Here is a 15,219-nt window from a genome sequence, read left to right on the forward strand (position 1 = left end):
GAGCCCTTCTGATCGCCGCCAATCAGGGTAGGCGCACCAGCGTAGCCAACCAGCCCTGGGCCTGGGCCAGGTCGACGGCCTCAAACAGCGGTATGGCGAGCAGGAAAACCAGCCCGTCTCTAATCGTGGTCAGAAAGAAGTTGGGCCGCACCGACAGCTCTGGCTCGTCCCGCCAGAGGGAGAAGTCAGGCAGGAAACGAGGCGTCCGCGCCTTGTAATCGGCATAGGCGGCGCCGAAGGTCGCGCCCAGCCATGCCTCTTCGCGGCGAACGGTCAGATAGAAGACCGCCACGGACGCGAGGGTGAACAGCACCGCCAGCGTCAGGCTGCCGCTCTGGGCGCCGACGCCGAAGGCACCGAAGAAGCTGAAGATATAGAGGGGATTGCGGCTGATCGAATAGGGGCCGCGCGAGACGATCTCGGCCTTCTTGCGCCCTCCGATATAGAGGGAACACCAGGCCCGGCCGACGATGGCGAAGACGATCGCGGCCAGACCCACGGCCTCGACGCCCTCGTGAAGCGGACTGTCCAGGCCCGTGGCGGACTGGGACACCATCGTCAGGCCCACCAGACCCAGCAGGGCGACGAGCACGGCGCCCTTACGCACCTTTTGCACCGCTTGAAGATCGAAGATCGGGGATGTCGTCATGGTGTTCTCCTATCCTCCAGGGATCAAGCGCCGCAGTGGGCCTTGCTGCAAGCCCTATGATTGCAAACGAATATCCCTCTCGAAAAAGGACGCCATCGGAGGGAACTTCAGACAGCCGCAATTCCCGTGCTTGCCCCGCGCCCAGCCTGTCTGATCCACAGGCTGGCTCAGCAGGATGGCGACGATCAGGGCGGGCATGGCGAACGAGGCGGACCAAGACCCTAGCCTTGATCAACACCCCTCGCCATCGGCGTCAGCCGCTCCAGAATGTCCGCCAGTTCCTGGGGCCAGATCGTCTCGGTGGAGGCGCGGATCTGGTCGAGGCTCCACCAGCGGTGCTCGGCCAGGACGCGCCGCTCCGTCTCGGTCCAGCCGGCGGAGGACAGGTCGAAGTCGTCGCTGCGGAGCAGGAAGAAGCGCTGATCGACGTCGGCCATGCGGCCGTCGGGCAGGCGGAAGCTGACGCGGACGCGGGCGACCTGGGGGCCCGGATCAGCGACGATCAGGCCCGTCTCCTCGAACAGTTCGCGGCGGGCGGCGTCCTCGTAGGTCTCGCCCGGATCGCAGCCGCCGCCCGGCGTGGCCCAGAATTCGGATCCGGCGAGGGGGCCGTCGGCGAAGGCGAAGCGGAACAGCAGCACCCGCCCCTGCCCGTCCAGGATCAGCCAGCGCGAGGTCGGCCGGTCGGGAAGGACGGACGCGACCTCGCTCATGAGGTCACTTCTTGGCGCCGCCCTTCTGGCCGGTGCGGATGCGGCCTGAGCGCGACACCTGACGGGCCCCGCCGCGCGCGCCCTTCTGGATCGCAACAGACGATCCGGCCTTCTTGGACGCGCTGGCCTTCAGGCCGCCCAGCACCTTGGGCTGGGCCTTGCGGGTCTTCTTCTGCTCCAGCGCCTTGCCGGGCAGCTTGGACAAGGCCTCTTCCTTCTCGGCCTTCTTGACGCGGCGCGGCGCGGTCTTGGCGTCGCCCTTGTAGCGTTCCGGGCCGGACTTGGCGCCGCCCTCGGCATAGGGATTGGCGCCGCTGGACTTGACGTTCAGGCGGATCGGCGTGCCCGGCAGGTCGAAGCTCTCCCGGATCGAATTCACCAGATAGCGCTTGTAGTGATCCGGCATGGCCTCGGCCCGATTGGCCATCAGCACGAAGGTGGGCGGACGGGCCTTGGTCTGGGCGATGTATTTCGGCTTGATCCGCTTGCCGTCCACGGCGGGCGGCGGGTGCCGCTGGGTCGCCATGGACAGCCAGGTGTTCAGATCCTTGGTCTTCACCTTGACCGACCAGGTGTCATAGGCCTGAAGCACCGCCGGCATCAGCCGATCGACGCCCCGCCCCGAGTGGGAAGACAGGGCCACAAAGGGCGAACCCTTCAACTGAGGCAGTTTGTCTTCCGCCAAGGTCTTCAGCTTGGCCAGCCGCGACTGGGGTTCGTCTTCCAGGTCCCATTTCGACGCGACGTAGACCAGGGCGCGGCCTTCCCGCTCGACCAGATCGGCCAGCTGCAGATCCTGGGTGTCGAAGGCGTCGTCCTTGTCCATGACCAGGATCACCACCTCGGCGAAGGTGATGGCGCGGATGGTGTCGGCGACCGACAGCTTCTCCAGCTTCTCCTGAACACGGGCCTTGCGCCGCATCCCGGCCGTGTCGATCAGGCGGATGTTCTTGCCCTCGAACGTCCAGTCCACCGAGATGGAGTCGCGGGTGATCCCGGCTTCCGGCCCCGTCAGCAGCCGGTCGTCGCCGATCAGACGGTTGATCAGGGTGGACTTGCCGGCGTTGGGCCGGCCGATCACGGCGATACGGATCGGCTTGTCCGGCTCGTCGATCTCCTCGACGAAGATGTCCTCCGAACCGGCGCGGAGGGCGGCGTAGAGGTCGGCCATGCCCTCGCCGTGCTCTGCGGAGATAGCGACGGGCTCGCCGAAACCCAGGGCGTGCGCCTCGCCCACGCCGCCGCCGCTCTCACGGCTCTCGGACTTGTTGGCCAGCAGGATGATCGGCTTGTGCACCTTGCGCAGGCGTTCGGCGAAGATCCGGTCCAGCGAAGTCACGCCTTCGCGGGCGTCCATCATGAACAGGATCAGTTCGGCGTCGTCGATGGCCGCCTCAGTCTGTTCGCGCATCCGCGCCTCGAGGCTTTCGTCGGTGACGTCCTCATAGCCGGCCGTGTCGATCAGCGTCAGGTCCATGTCGCCGATATTGCCGTCGGCATAGCGCCGGTCGCGGGTCACGCCGGGCCGGTCGTCGACCAGCGCGAGGCGCTTGCCGACGAGACGATTGAACAGTGTCGATTTGCCCACATTGGGGCGGCCGACGATGGCGACCTTCAGAGCCATGTCGGCCTTCTAACGTAATTCTGGCTGAAAATCAGCGGATACAGATCAGCTGACCGGTGTCGGTCAGCACATAAAGGGCGCCGTTATAGGCCGCAGGCGCGATATAGGCGGGCGCGCCCAGCTTCAACGTCGTCTGAGCGACGCCCGTCTTCGGATCGAAGGCGACCGCTTCGCCGTAGGAGTTGACCATCACCAGACGGTTCGAGGCCAGCAGCGGGCCGGACCACTGCGGCGTGATGGTGCGACGGCCGAAGCGCAGGAAGCCGCCGACCTTGCGGGCGCGGCCTTCATTCAGCTCGCGAGTCCAGTAGATCTGGCCGGTGTCGCGATTGGCGGTGATCAGCTCGCCGGACTTGGACACGACGAAGACCACGTCCCCGACCGGCAGGGGCGCGTTCACGCCCGTGACCGGCAGTTGCCATTTGGGTTGGCCCGAGCGCAGGTCCAGGGCCGACAGCACGCCCGAATGGCTGACGCCAAAGACCATGCCGCGGCTGATCACGGGGCGACCGGCCACGTCGCGGACCTCGGACAGGGCGCTGGTGCGGCTGGTGCGCGACAGGGTCTGTTCCCACAGGGACTGGCCGTTCAGGGCGCTCAGCGCCACCAGCTGACCCGAGGCGAAGGGGGCGATGACGGTGTTTCCGGTCACGGCCGGGCTGGAGGCGCGCATCACACGGGCCGGCTCGGCGATGCCGCGATAGGTCCAGTCCTGGGCGCCGGTGTCGACGTCGAAGGCGAACAGCTGGCTGTCCACGTCCACGACGAAGACGTGCGAACCGACCACCGTCGGCGCCCCGTGAATGGGGGCGTCCACCGGCTGAGTCCAGGCGACGGCCCCGGTATTGGCGTCCAGCGCCGTCATGGAGCGATAGCCGGAGGAAACGAAGACCTTGCCGCCGGCCACGGCGACGCCGCCGCCGAAGCCGCCGTTGCGGTCGCGCTCGCCGTTCTTCACGTCGGTCTTCCACAGAACCGCGCCCGTGTCGGCGGAAACGGCCGAGACGGTCGATTCGCCGTCCAGCACGAAGATTTTGCCGTCGGCCGCGACGACAGGCGCCATGACGTTGCCGACGCGGGCCGACCCGCGGCCGATGTCGCGCTTCCAGGCGATCTTGAAGTCCGGCGCGGCGATGACGTGTTCGACCAGGTTTTCCGCCGTGCCGCCCGGCTGGGTCCAGGCCGTCGCGGCCTGCGGACCCGGCAGGAAATAGGTCCGACCGGACAAGGCCGCCGAGGGCGCCAGCTGCTGTTCGAACTCCAGCACCGAGATGCGCTGGCCTTCGGACGCCGTCGCTTTGGGATCGCCCTTCTTGCCCAGACCGAAGGGCAGGTTGCGACTGACGGCGCCGCAGGAGGCCATGGTGGCGGCGACGCCGCAGATCAGCGCGACTTTCAGAACTCGGTTCATCGGGGGCGTCCTGTCGGGGGTCGTCACTGTTGAGCGGGGGCGGTGGACGGAGCGGGGGCGGCCGGCGGAGGCGCCGACTTGGCCGCATCGACGATGGCCTTGAGGGCGCCGGCCGTGCCCGCGTCGATCGTGGCCACGGCGATATTGGCGCGCTGGCGGACGTCGTCGGGCACGTCCTGGCCCAGTTGCAGAAGAACGAAGGCTTCACGCGCCTCATCGGTCTTGCCGTGTTGCAGGCGCGCCAGGGCCAGGGCTTCCTGGGCGAAGGCGTGCAGCGGGCGATCGTCCTCGGCCAGGGGCGTCAACCGCGCCTCCAGATCGGCCAGGGGCGCCGTATCCATCACCAGGAAGGCGGCCTTGAGGGCTGGCGGGTCCGAAAGGATTGGATCGCCCGATGCCTTGGCCGCCTCGTCAAACAGGCGAACCGCATCCGGAATCTTGTTGGCGCTGACCGCCAGCCCCGCCTGTTGTTGCAGGGCCATGACCTTATAGGCGCCGTTGCCTTCCTTGGCCGCTTCTTCGAAGGCGGCGCGCGCATCGACGGGCTTGTCGGCCCGCAGGGCCTCCATGCCGCGATCATAGGCCTCAGCGGCCTTGGCGGCCTTGCTCGAGTTCAGGCTGTCCCAGCCCCACCAGCCCAGGGCGGCGACAAGGGCAACCACCAGAACGGCGCCCACGACGGGCAGCCAGGTGCGGGCCAGGCGCTTGTACCGGTCGGAGCGAAGCTCCTCCTCGACCTGTTCGAAGACATCAACCACGGAAACGTCGCCCCAAAATCGCAAAAAGCAAACCGGCGCGGACCCTAGAAGGTCGGCCCCTCGCCCGCAACGTCGTCCGTTACGGCGAAGCCGGCTTTTTCGAGAAGTAGGTCTCGACTTCGGCAGGAAAACGGCGGGTTTTCACATCATTGGCGAAAGCGGCGGCCGCGCGGTCGATCTCGGTGCGCAGATCGGCGTATTTCCGCACGAACTTCGGCGCCCAGTCGAACAGGCCCAGCATGTCGTTGACCACCAGCACCTGGCCGTCGCAGGCGGCCGAGGCGCCGATGCCGATGGTGGGAACGTCCAGGGTCTCGGTGATCTCGCGCGCCAGCGATTCGGCGACGCCCTCGATGACGATGCAGAAGGCGCCGGCCTCGGCCGTGGCCCTGGCTTCCGCCAGGACCCGATCCCGCTCGACGTCTGTACGGCCCTTGGCTCGGAAACCGCCCTCGGCCAGCACCGCCTGAGGGCGCAGGCCGACATGCCCCATGACCGGAATGCCCCGCCTCACCAGAAAGGCTACGATTTCGGCCAATTCGACGCTGGTCTCCAGCTTGACCGCCTGGGCGCCGGTTTCCTTCATCACCCGCACGCAGTTGTCGTAAGCCGCTTCCTTGCCTCCCTCATAGGAGCCGAAGGGCATGTCGACCACCACCAGGGCCCGGCACGATCCACGCACCACCGCCTGACCGTGCAGGATCATCATGTCCAGGGTGACGCCGACGGTGTTGGGCAGGCCGTGCACCGCCATCCCCACGCTGTCGCCGACCAGAAGAACGTCGCAATGGGGGTCGAGCAGCCCCGCCATCGGAGCGTCATAGGCGGTCAGGCAAACGATCGGCGCGCCGCCCTTTCGTCCCGCGATGTCGGGGACCGAAATCCGTTTGACGGTCTCTTGAACATGAACGGACATCGGGCGCCTCCTGACCTGAGGGGCGTCAGATAGGCGCGCCGAGGACGCAAGTCACCCTCAGACGTCCTGCGACAGCTTCACAGCTCCCGCCGCCAGCAGGGCCGCCACCGCGCCCGCCGCGATCCAGAAGGCCAGCATGCCTGAGCCGCCCATCAGGTCGATCGACCCAAGTCCCAGGCTGTCCAAGCCTGTCTGGGCCGCGCCCTGGGCCGCGGCTGCGGCGGTCCGCACCCCCTGCGTCAGGGTCGTGTCGGGGTCGCCGCTGAAGTTGAAGTTCACGCCCTCCCGCACGGCCAGGACGCCGCCGACCAAGCCGGCCGCCGTCAGAGCCAGACCGCGCCAGCGCGACCGCTTCTCCAGCCGGGCCTGCAAGGTGGCCACGAACAGCGCCTCGTCCGCCAGAGTCGGAGTGCGCGAAAAAAGGCGCTCGATCATCGGATCGAATTCGTCAGCCGACATGGAGCGACCTCCCGTCCGCCGCCACGGGCTGCAACCGCGCGCGGAGTTTATCCAGACCACGTTTGACATGTGACTTCACCGTGCCGAGTGGCAAATTCATGGCTGCCGCAATCTCCGGGTGAGACATCCCCGCGCCGTGGCACAGGGACACGCAGACCCTTTCCGTTTCGCTGAGGGTCCTCAGCGCCTCGTCCAGATCCATGGAGCCGGCCTGATCCTGAGCCGGCGCCGCCTCATCGGCCTCCGCCTCGGCTACATAGCGGGCTTCGCGGGCGACGCGCTTCAGATAGAGGCGGGCGGCGATCTTCTTGATCCAGCCCGCAAAGGTCCCCTGCCCCCGAAATTCCGAACAGCGCTGAAAACCTTGCAGAAAGGCGTCCTGGGCGACGTCGTCGGCCAGGGACGGCGCCGCGCCCATGCGGCGCAGCAGCCCCCGAACCGCCGAACCGTGCCGCCGGACCAGTTCGCCATATTCCCGCCGTCCGCCGGCCGCCGCCTGGGCGGCCAGCTCCACGTCGTGCAGATCGCGTAAGGACTTGCTCATGACGTCCCCCTCCGGTCGACGTCAGGCCTTGTTCGGGTTGAAGAAGCCCAGGATGATGAAGGCGATCCCGATCGCGGCGGGGATGCAGGACAGACCGAGCAAGACTTCTTGGCCGTTTGAGCCAAAGTCGCGGTGCGCCGAACCGATTATCAGCGCGAAACCGGCCAAGCCTGCTCCGGCCGCCAGGCTCAGAACGCCCTTGCGAATGTCCTTGGTCCGCGACGGCAGGCTTTTCTGCACGTCCTTGGTCATGGCGTCGATCAGTTCGGGCGGCAGCGTCTGGCCCTTGTCCACAGCATGGCGGACGGTCAGCTGCATCTCGGTGCGCTCGCGGCTTTTCAGATAGGAGGGACCCACGATCACGGCGACGATGGAGCCGAAGACGATGAAGACGATGAAGATGGGCGTCAGTTCCATGACAAACTCTCTTTGATCCGTTGTGACAGCCTGATGCGGCGGCCTTCTGATCACAAGAGGCGCCGGCCCGCTCAAACGGATGCGGGAGCCCAGATGAAATATCGGTAAGCTGTCTCACGAAGGCGGCTGACGCATCCGGCCGAGGCCGCTAGGGTCGTCTTCATTGTCATTCTAAGGAGCGCCCCATGGCCCATGTCGTCTACCGGATCGTCGAACACGACGGGGGCTGGGCCTATAGGGTCGGCGACACCTATTCCGAAACCTATCCCACGCATGAGGCGGCCAAGGCCGCGGCCGTCCAGGCCTCGCGGGAACAGAAGGTTCCGGACGAGAACGCCGCCATCGAATATGAAACGGCCGACGGTCGCTGGGTGACTGAAACGGCGGACGGCCACGACCGGCCGGTCACCGATGTCGAAGATTGAGGCGAAGACGGTCTTGATCTCACGCCGCGTCCTCCTCGCCGCCGCAGCCGCCGCGCCGCTCGCCGCCTGCGCGTCCGACGGCGGCTTGGGCGGACGGTCCTCCGCTCCAGAGCCGACCGCGTCCTTGACCTTGGCGACCTTCAACATCTGGCACGACATGGGGAACTGGCCCGCGCGGCGGCCGCTTCTGATCGCGGCTCTCCGGGCTCAGAACGCCGATGTCATCGCCTTGCAGGAGGTGCTGGAGGACGCGGACAAGGGGCTGGAAAATCAGGCCGAAACCCTGGCGCGCGAACTGGGCGGCTATCAGGTCGCCTTCGTCTCCACCGATCCCGAAGGCGCGCGGCGCCGCTACGGCAGCGCGCTTCTGACTCGCCTGCCCGTACTGGCGCGCGATTCGGTGCGGCTGGAGCCCCTGGACGATTATCGCACGGCCCTGCGTCTGCGCCTGTCCGTCGGCGGCCGGCCCGTCGACGTCGTCGTGACCCACCTGGCTTGGCAGCAGGACGCCGGAGCCGTGCGCGCCCGCCAGATCGGTCATCTGCTGTCCTGGCTGCCTCAGGACGGGACGCCGCTGATCGTCATGGGTGATTTCAACGCCGCCCAGGACGATCCGGGATTGGCGGCTCTGACCGGCCCGCGTTTCATCAGCGCCCTGCCCGCCGGCGCGGCCGAGACGACCCTCAATCCGGCCAAGGGGCACCCGAACCGGGTCATCGACCACATCTTCGTGGAGCGGACCTTCTTCACCCCCGCCGCCGCCCATCTGTTCGGGGTTCAGCCCACCGGCGGAGAATATCCGTCAGACCATTTCGGGGTCGCCGCGACCGTCGCCTTCAACTGAAGACCTGGGAGTAAAGCTCTGGCTTGAACCCGACCAGCCGCCGATCCCCCAGGTCCAGGATGGGCCGTTTGATCATCGACGGCTGGGCGATCATCAGGGCGACGGCCTTGTCTCGGTTCAGGCCCGCCTTGTCGGAATCTGGCAGCTTCTTGAAGGTCGTGCCGGCGCGGTTCAGCACCGCCTCCCAGCCGTGTTCATCGACCCAGCCGCCCAGGCGCACGGGATCGATCCCCGCCTTCTTATAGTCGTGGAAAACATAATCGACGCCATGCTGTTCCAGCCAGACGCGCGCCTTTCTGACAGTGTCGCAGTTGGGTATGCCGTAAAGCGTCGGGGTCATGGCGAGTTCCTTCACCCCGCGCCTTAGCCGAGGAAAGAAGGCCGCGCCAGATGGGTCGGAAGCAGTCAGAAGCGCTTGGTAAAGCCCAGACTGATCACCCGACCACGTGGGTCGGCCACGACGGGGTCGTATCCGAAGGCGAACTGGGCCAGAGGCGGGGCCTTGTCGGCGATATTGACCGCGCCCAACGTCAGGTCGATGTCGGTCCCGACGGAGCGGGTGTAAAGCAGGTCGATGGTCGTTTGGCTGGCGATCGAGGCGTCGGTGATCCCGCTGCGGTCGTTGGCGTAGCCCGCCGTATAATGAACAAGGCCGGTCAAAGCCTGCCTTCCGTCGCGCCAGTCCAGAACCAACTCTCCCCGATTGCGCGGCAAGGATCGACCGATGTTGTTCAGATTGGTGGACCCCACGCCGGACACGGCGCCGGCGCTCGCATTCAGGCGGATGTCGTAGCGGTCGACATAGGTCCAGTCCGCCGCCGCCGACGCCCGTCCGCCCCAAAGATCGCGGCCGTAGCGGGCCGACAGATCCACCCCCTGAGTTTCGATCGACGAGGCGTTGATGAAATAGAGCTGAACGAAGGTCAGGGCCCCGCTCGCGGACCGGGTCAGACGCGACTGGCCGTCCGTGCCCGTCCGTCCCGCCAAATCATCGGCCGCCGCCTGGTTGATCACGGCCTGGGCCGATTCCTTGACCACCTGATCCCTATAGTCGAACCGCCAGGCGTCGAGGGACAGCTCCAGCCCGCCCAGCGGACGCCACTGGGCGCCGAAGGTCAGGCTTTCCGACTTTTCGGGCTTCAGGTCCGGATCGCCGGAAGTCAGGGTGTTGACAAAGACGAAGGCGCCGCGATCCAGCACCGAAGGCTGCGCCGCCTGGGCGCCGGACTGGGCGTAGACCGAGGGCGCCCGGTAGCCCTGGCCCCAGGACGCCCTCAGGGCGAGGGCGTCCAGCACCTCCCAGCGAACGGCCGCCTTGGGATTGAACCGGCCTTCCCCGTCATAGGCTTCATAGCGGCCGGCCAGCTGGGCCTCGATCCGGTCTCCCAGATGCAGGCGCGCCTCGGCATAGGCGGCCAAAGCCTGCTGGTCGCCGTCGAAGTCCGGCGAATAGCCGGCCGTCAGCAGGTCGCCGCGGTTGACGAGGTCGTTCCAGTCGTGGCGGAAAGCGCTGCGGCGATACTGGAGCCCCAGGGCGAGATCGACAGAGCCGCCGTCCCAGCCCAGGGCCTGACCCGAGGTCGAGGCGTCGGCGGTCGTCAGGCTGGCGGCGCCGCGCAGACCCGCAGAGCCGATCAGACTGTCGATCAGGGCGGCGCTATTGGGCGCGCCGGTCCCCAGATAGGCGCTTCCGAACGGGTTGAAATATCGGCAGGCGCCGACGCCGGGCGTCCCCGTCGCCGGGTCGCACCCCGGACCGCCCAGGCCGTTCAAGGCGTTCTGCAGGGCGCTGCCGATCACGTCCGGCTTGTCATAGGCGACGTGCTGGCGGCTGGCCGTGGCGGCCAGACTCCAGCCCCAGCCGCCGGAGAAATCGCCGTCCAGCCCTGCGGCGACCCGCCAGGTGCGATAGTCGAACTGAGCCTTCGACGCCCCGGCCTCGGCGCCGAGAAGCCGACCGCGAAACAGGACGTCTTCTCCGAACGGATTGTCGGGATGGGACGCCGGGACGCTCAGGGACCGCGCCAGAATGGGCAGGGACGGCGTCTGGCGCGCCGTGGTCGAACTGGCCGAGCCCGCCGCCTGCAAGGACAGGCGCATGTCCCCCACAGGGCGTCGATAATCGGCGAAAACCTGGGTCCGCGTCTCTTCCGGAGCCAGGTCGAAAAAGTCCGAATAGTCCAGCCGGCAGAAGGCGTCGGACGCTGAGTTAAGATAGGCGGACTGGAAGGCGGGGTCGCCGCAGCTCGGATCGGGCGAATAGGCGCGGCGGCTGGGCCGGTAATAGGAGCCGGGCTGGCCGTAGCTGGTCACGGCGGTCCAAGGGGCCCGGCCATAGGTCTGCGCCTGGGCGAAATCCCTTTCATCCGTACTAAGGGCCGAACGGTGGAAGCGGGACGCTGCGACCGTCAGATCGCCGCCCAGCAGCGTCCAGCCGCCCAGCCCCTGGACCAGGGTTTCTTCGGATCCGTCGGCGAAGGCGTAACGGGCGCTCAACTCCGGATGATCGACCGCGGTGCGGATGATGAAGTTGACGACCCCGGCGACCGCGTCCGATCCATAGACGGCCGAGGCGCCGTCCTTGACCACTTCGATTCGCTCCAGGGCGATCTGGGGGACGAGGGCGTTGATGTCCACGAAGGCCGAACCGTCGGTGGCGACCACGGCGCTGGAGGTCCAACGCTGGCCGTCCACCAGGACCAGGGTCGAACCCAGGCCGAGGTTTCGCAGATTGAACTGCGCCGTGCCCGAGCTTTGCGGCTGATTCAGCTGATCGACCTGCGCCTCAGAGCCCGAATTGGCCGTCACGAGTCGGGTGAGCTGACCCGCATCGCCTACTCCTGCGGCGGCGATCACCGTGCGGTTCACGGTTTCCACCGGCGCAACCCGATCTCCCCCGGCCAGACGCGACCCCGTCACCACGACCTCTTCCACCTGAGCGGGCTGCTGCGCCTGGGCCGCACCCGCGACGGCGACGGCCCAGCCGGCGGCGGCGGTGGTCGCCATCCAGAGTCTGCGCTTCGTCATATCGGTCTTCCCCGTGGTCCCAGCCGGGGGTTTTACCGACACCGCGCGGCTTGTGAAGGCCCGATTTTGCAGTTTTGCAGATTTGCCCCACTACGCCAGCCGAACCGAACCTCGCCCATTGATCCCGCCATGTAACCGGTTACGGTGGGCCAAAACGCAGCGACCTAGGGAAGAAGCATGGCGGACGTCCGTCTGATCGACGTGAAGAAGGCGTTCGGCGCCGTAGAGGTGCTGAAGGGCGTCGATCTGGAGATCGCGGACGGCGAATTCGTTGTCTTCGTCGGCCCGTCCGGATGCGGCAAATCCACCCTGCTTCGGACCATCGCCGGGCTGGAAGAGGCGACGACGGGAGACGTCTGGATCGGCGGCCGCCGCGTCAACGACCTGTCGCCCTCGGATCGCGGCGTGGCCATGGTCTTTCAGTCCTACGCCCTTTATCCGCACATGACGGCCTATGAAAACATGGCCTTCGGACTGAAACTGGCCAAGACCGACAAGGGCGAGATTGATCGGCGCGTGCGCGCGGCGGCCGAGGCCCTGAGCATCACCGACTATCTGGACCGCAAACCCAAGGCCATGTCCGGCGGCCAGCGGCAGCGCGTCGCCATCGGCCGCGCCATCGTGCGCGAGCCCCAGGTGTTTCTGTTCGACGAGCCCCTTTCCAACCTGGACGCCGCACTGCGGGTGCGGATGCGCTACGAGTTCGCGCGGCTGCACGGCGAGCTCAAGACAACCATGATCTACGTCACCCATGATCAGGTCGAGGCCATGACCCTGGCGGACCGCATCGTGGTCTTGAACGGGGGACGGATCGAACAGGTCGGGGCGCCGATGGCGCTTTATCAGCATCCGGCCAATCTGTTCGTCGCCGGATTCATCGGCAGCCCGAAGATGAACCTTCTGAAGGCCGAGATCGTCGAGGCTTCGCGAGAAGGCGCGGTCGTCAAGACGGCTGGAGGCGAAAGGGTGCGGGCGGCGGTGGACGCCTCGACCGCCCAGCCGGGCGCCGCCGTCACCCTGGGGATACGGCCCGAACATATCGTCCTGAACGGCGGTCGCGACAGCCTGTCGGCCCAGGTCCTGTTCGTCGAAACCCTGGGCGCAGTCACCATGGCCCATCTGAAACATCCCGCCTCTGACGAGACCCTGACGGTCCAGACGCCCGGCGAGCGCCGTCTGACGATCGGCGAAACCGTCAGCCTGTCGGCGGCGCCCGCAGACGTCCATCTGTTCGACGCAGAGGGTTGCGCCTTGCCCCGCCTGTGACCGAGGCTGGACCGCGCGGCTTCAGCCGCGCTTTTCCTCGTCGCCGATGAAGGCGCCGGCGATCCAGCTGACCACGCCCGTCACGATGGCGGCGCCGATCCCCGCCCACAGGCCGTTCACGGCGAAACCGCCCAGGAACATGGCGGTCAGGCCGATCATGGCGGCGTTCACCACCAGCAGAAACAGGCCCAGGGTCACGACGGTGATGGGGAAGGTGATGATCACCATGAAGGGCCGCACCACCGCATTAACCAGGCCCAGAATCAGGGCGGCCGCAATCAGAGAGCCGTTGTTGGTGAAGGCGACGCCGGGCACCACCTGGGCCGACAGCCAAAGGCCGATCATGGTGACGACGGCCTGAATGATGAAGCGGATCATGATGTCCTCAGGGCTGGAAGCGTCACCATAACGCGCCATCGGGGCAAAAGGCTCCCCTCGATCCGTCGCGCCTGCTAGATTCGCGGAACGATCCGATCCGACACGGAGACTGCAGATGAGCCTTCACGGCGCCTATGATCCCGACAATGTCTTCGCCAAAATCCTTCGCGGCGAACTGCCCTCGGTGAAGGTCTGGGAGGACGACCATGTTCTGGCCTTCATGGACGTCTTTCCTCAGTCGGAGGGCCACGTCCTGATCATCGCCAAACAATCCCAGGCGCGGACCCTGCTGGAGGTCGAGCCCGACGTTTTGGCCCATATGACGGCGGCGCTTCAACGCACGGCGCGCGCAGTGGAAAAGGCGCTGTCGCCAGACGGCCTGTCGATCATGCAGTTCAACGGCGACGCCGGCGGCCAGACAGTCTTCCATCTGCATTTCCACATCGTCCCGCGCTGGGCGGACCGACCGATGAAGGGCCACGGTCACGCCCCCATGGCCGATGCGGCCACGCTTCAGCCTCTCGCGGACAGGATCGCCGCCGCCCTGGACTGAGGCCGCGCGAGGCGTCTTGCGTCCGGCGCGATCCGTCCGCATAAGGCGCGCAGTTCCGTCCTACGGACGCGGCCGGTTTAGCTCAGTTGGTAGAGCGCCAGTTTTGTAAACTGGATGTCGCGGGTTCGATTCCTGCAACCGGCACCATTCCCCTTCTTTGAAGACGGATGGCCTTGGACCTGAGGATCGCTACAGTGTCCGCTCTTTTCAGGAGTGCGTCTTGCCTGCTTCTCGTCGTCTGGTGCTCGTCGGCGGTCTCGCCGCTGCGGGCTGCTCCTCCCTCGCCGTGACGGCGGGCGGCGTCCGCCGTATGGACCCGGCCTTAAACGGGGTGGTCGCTCCGGATGCACGGCTCGAGCGTCTGGCGTCGGGCTTCACCTGGTCTGAAGGCCCGGTCTGGATCGCCGACGGGGACTATCTGCTCTTCAGCGACGTGCCGGAGAACCGTATCCATCGCTGGTCACGAGCAGGCGGCCTGTCGGTCTTCATGGCGCCGTCCGGCTATGACGGACCCGACCCGTCTGTCTTCCGCGAGCCGGGGTCGAACGGCCTGATCGCCGGTCCGGCGGGGACGATCCTGATGGCGGATCACGGCAATCGGGCGATCGCCCGCGTGGATTTGGCGACCCAGGTCAAGACCTTGCTGGCGACCCATTACCGCGGCGCGCGGTTCAACTCCCCCAATGATCTGGTCCAGGCGTCGAACGGTGCGATCTTCTTCACCGACCCGCCCTATGGTCTCAAGGACATGGACCGTTCGCCGCTGAAGGAGATGGCGGAGAACGGCGTTTACCGGCTCGATCCCGACGGCGGCCTGCATCGTCTGGTCGATGATCTGACCTTCCCCAACGGCGTCGCCCTGTCCCCGGATCAGCGCACCCTCTATGTCTCGGTCTCCGATCCGGCGCGACCGGTCCTGATGGCCTATGAGCTGGACGGCGCGGGCGGGATCAGGGGCGGCCGGGTGTTCAAGGATTTCGCCGCCCTGGCCGGCCCTTCGGCGCCGGGCCTGCCGGACGGGATGGCGGTCGATCGGGACGGACGCCTGTTCGCCACCGGTCCGGGCGGCGTCCATGTGCTGACGCCGGACGGCCGCAGCCTGGGTCTGATCGACACGGCGGGCGCGGCGGCCAACTGCACCTTCGGCGAAGACGGCCGCACCCTGTTCATCACCGCCGGCGACCGACTGCTGCGGCTTGAGACCCTGACGCGGGGCTGACGAGGCGGGTTCACGG

General features: G+C 66.9%; 17 protein-coding genes and 1 tRNA gene. 6 read left to right on the forward strand and 12 right to left on the reverse strand.

The window, feature by feature from the left end; genetic code table 11:
• Positions 1–22 precede the first annotated feature (22 nt).
• The 9 genes from BSP_RS12500 to BSP_RS12540 all read right to left on the reverse strand — a co-directional run bounded on the left by BSP_RS12500 (position 23) and on the right by BSP_RS12540 (position 7,491).
• Entirely contained in the window at positions 23–649 is a 627-nt protein-coding gene (locus tag BSP_RS12500) for an isoprenylcysteine carboxylmethyltransferase family protein (protein ID WP_054766024.1), read from the reverse strand.
• 221 nt (positions 650–870) lie between these two features.
• A complete protein-coding gene (locus tag BSP_RS12505) occupies positions 871–1,362 on the reverse strand; it encodes an NUDIX hydrolase (protein ID WP_054766025.1) in 492 nt (163 codons plus the stop codon).
• Between the two features lie 4 nt (positions 1,363–1,366).
• The gene (gene der, locus BSP_RS12510; RefSeq protein WP_054766026.1) at positions 1,367–2,986 is read right to left on the reverse strand and encodes a ribosome biogenesis GTPase Der; all 1,620 of its coding nucleotides are present in this window, start codon (positions 2,984–2,986) and stop codon (positions 1,367–1,369) included.
• Between the two features lie 31 nt (positions 2,987–3,017).
• A complete protein-coding gene (locus BSP_RS12515; RefSeq protein ID WP_054766027.1) occupies positions 3,018–4,397 on the reverse strand; it encodes a PQQ-binding-like beta-propeller repeat protein in 1,380 nt (459 codons plus the stop codon).
• Between the two features lie 23 nt (positions 4,398–4,420).
• The gene (locus tag BSP_RS12520; RefSeq protein WP_054766028.1) at positions 4,421–5,155 is read right to left on the reverse strand and encodes a tetratricopeptide repeat protein; all 735 of its coding nucleotides are present in this window, start codon (positions 5,153–5,155) and stop codon (positions 4,421–4,423) included.
• A gap of 79 nt (positions 5,156–5,234) precedes the next feature.
• Positions 5,235–6,071 (reverse strand): 3-methyl-2-oxobutanoate hydroxymethyltransferase, encoded by an 837-nt coding sequence (panB, locus tag BSP_RS12525; RefSeq protein WP_054766029.1) that lies wholly within the window; start codon positions 6,069–6,071, stop codon positions 5,235–5,237.
• A 57-nt stretch (positions 6,072–6,128) separates the two neighbouring features.
• Entirely contained in the window at positions 6,129–6,530 is a 402-nt protein-coding gene (locus BSP_RS12530) for a hypothetical protein (protein WP_054766030.1), read from the reverse strand.
• Positions 6,520–7,074 (reverse strand): RNA polymerase sigma factor, encoded by a 555-nt coding sequence (locus tag BSP_RS12535; protein ID WP_152950553.1) that lies wholly within the window; start codon positions 7,072–7,074, stop codon positions 6,520–6,522. Before BSP_RS12535 ends, BSP_RS12530 begins: the two co-directional genes overlap by 11 nt.
• A gap of 21 nt (positions 7,075–7,095) precedes the next feature.
• The gene (locus BSP_RS12540) at positions 7,096–7,491 is read right to left on the reverse strand and encodes a DUF6249 domain-containing protein (RefSeq protein WP_054766032.1); all 396 of its coding nucleotides are present in this window, start codon (positions 7,489–7,491) and stop codon (positions 7,096–7,098) included.
• 185 nt (positions 7,492–7,676) lie between these two features.
• On the opposite strand from BSP_RS12540, the gene BSP_RS12545 reads away from it, so the two are divergent.
• Both BSP_RS12545 and BSP_RS12550 read left to right on the forward strand, forming a co-directional pair.
• Complete coding sequence (locus BSP_RS12545; protein ID WP_054766033.1) at positions 7,677–7,916, forward strand: DUF2188 domain-containing protein; 240 nt, start codon at positions 7,677–7,679, stop codon at positions 7,914–7,916.
• Positions 7,917–7,929: 13 nt separating this feature from the next.
• The gene (locus tag BSP_RS12550) at positions 7,930–8,760 is read left to right on the forward strand and encodes an endonuclease/exonuclease/phosphatase family protein (RefSeq protein ID WP_191554106.1); all 831 of its coding nucleotides are present in this window, start codon (positions 7,930–7,932) and stop codon (positions 8,758–8,760) included.
• Here the strand turns inward: BSP_RS12550 and BSP_RS12555 are convergent.
• Both BSP_RS12555 and BSP_RS12560 read right to left on the reverse strand, forming a co-directional pair.
• Entirely contained in the window at positions 8,753–9,100 is a 348-nt protein-coding gene (locus BSP_RS12555; protein WP_054766034.1) for an ArsC family reductase, read from the reverse strand. The genes BSP_RS12550 and BSP_RS12555 overlap by 8 nt on opposite strands.
• A 65-nt stretch (positions 9,101–9,165) precedes the next feature.
• A complete protein-coding gene (locus BSP_RS12560) occupies positions 9,166–11,787 on the reverse strand; it encodes a TonB-dependent receptor domain-containing protein (protein WP_152950555.1) in 2,622 nt (873 codons plus the stop codon).
• A gap of 177 nt (positions 11,788–11,964) precedes the next feature.
• Here BSP_RS12560 and BSP_RS12565 point away from each other — a divergent pair, with 177 nt between their 5' ends.
• A complete protein-coding gene (locus tag BSP_RS12565) occupies positions 11,965–13,053 on the forward strand; it encodes an ABC transporter ATP-binding protein (protein ID WP_152950556.1) in 1,089 nt (362 codons plus the stop codon).
• A 21-nt stretch (positions 13,054–13,074) separates the two neighbouring features.
• On the opposite strand, the gene BSP_RS12570 is transcribed toward BSP_RS12565, so the two are convergent.
• The gene (locus BSP_RS12570) at positions 13,075–13,431 is read right to left on the reverse strand and encodes a phage holin family protein (RefSeq protein WP_152951147.1); all 357 of its coding nucleotides are present in this window, start codon (positions 13,429–13,431) and stop codon (positions 13,075–13,077) included.
• A gap of 115 nt (positions 13,432–13,546) precedes the next feature.
• Between BSP_RS12570 and BSP_RS12575 the strand changes: the two genes are divergently transcribed.
• The 3 genes from BSP_RS12575 (at position 13,547) to BSP_RS12585 (ending at position 15,203) form a co-directional block, all read left to right on the forward strand.
• Positions 13,547–13,984 carry an HIT family protein gene (locus tag BSP_RS12575; protein WP_054766038.1) on the forward strand — a complete coding sequence of 146 codons (438 nt, stop codon included), beginning with the start codon at positions 13,547–13,549 and terminating at the stop codon, positions 13,982–13,984.
• Between the two features lie 71 nt (positions 13,985–14,055).
• A tRNA-Thr gene (locus BSP_RS12580) sits at positions 14,056–14,131 on the forward strand.
• Positions 14,132–14,204: 73 nt separating this feature from the next.
• The gene (locus BSP_RS12585; protein ID WP_227975962.1) at positions 14,205–15,203 is read left to right on the forward strand and encodes an SMP-30/gluconolactonase/LRE family protein; all 999 of its coding nucleotides are present in this window, start codon (positions 14,205–14,207) and stop codon (positions 15,201–15,203) included.
• Positions 15,204–15,219 lie beyond the last annotated feature (16 nt).

It is taken from the genome of Brevundimonas sp. Bb-A (assembly GCF_009394735.1).
Lineage (GTDB): Bacteria > Pseudomonadota > Alphaproteobacteria > Caulobacterales > Caulobacteraceae > Brevundimonas > Brevundimonas aurantiaca.

Coding starts and splice junctions, on each gene's coding strand:
- BSP_RS12500 (WP_054766024.1), bottom strand. CDS start 649: ATGACGACATCCCCGATCTTCGATCTTCAAGCGGTGCAAAAGGTGCGT.
- BSP_RS12505 (WP_054766025.1), bottom strand. CDS start 1,362: ATGAGCGAGGTCGCGTCCGTCCTTCCCGACCGGCCGACCTCGCGCTGG.
- der (WP_054766026.1), bottom strand. CDS start 2,986: ATGGCTCTGAAGGTCGCCATCGTCGGCCGCCCCAATGTGGGCAAATCG.
- BSP_RS12515 (WP_054766027.1), bottom strand. CDS start 4,397: ATGAACCGAGTTCTGAAAGTCGCGCTGATCTGCGGCGTCGCCGCCACC.
- panB (WP_054766029.1), bottom strand. CDS start 6,071: ATGTCCGTTCATGTTCAAGAGACCGTCAAACGGATTTCGGTCCCCGAC.
- BSP_RS12530 (WP_054766030.1), bottom strand. CDS start 6,530: ATGTCGGCTGACGAATTCGATCCGATGATCGAGCGCCTTTTTTCGCGC.
- BSP_RS12535 (WP_152950553.1), bottom strand. CDS start 7,074: ATGAGCAAGTCCTTACGCGATCTGCACGACGTGGAGCTGGCCGCCCAG.
- BSP_RS12540 (WP_054766032.1), bottom strand. CDS start 7,491: ATGGAACTGACGCCCATCTTCATCGTCTTCATCGTCTTCGGCTCCATC.
- BSP_RS12545 (WP_054766033.1), top strand. CDS start 7,677: ATGGCCCATGTCGTCTACCGGATCGTCGAACACGACGGGGGCTGGGCC.
- BSP_RS12555 (WP_054766034.1), bottom strand. CDS start 9,100: ATGACCCCGACGCTTTACGGCATACCCAACTGCGACACTGTCAGAAAG.
- BSP_RS12560 (WP_152950555.1), bottom strand. CDS start 11,787: ATGACGAAGCGCAGACTCTGGATGGCGACCACCGCCGCCGCCGGCTGG.
- BSP_RS12565 (WP_152950556.1), top strand. CDS start 11,965: ATGGCGGACGTCCGTCTGATCGACGTGAAGAAGGCGTTCGGCGCCGTA.
- BSP_RS12570 (WP_152951147.1), bottom strand. CDS start 13,431: ATGATCCGCTTCATCATTCAGGCCGTCGTCACCATGATCGGCCTTTGG.
- BSP_RS12575 (WP_054766038.1), top strand. CDS start 13,547: ATGAGCCTTCACGGCGCCTATGATCCCGACAATGTCTTCGCCAAAATC.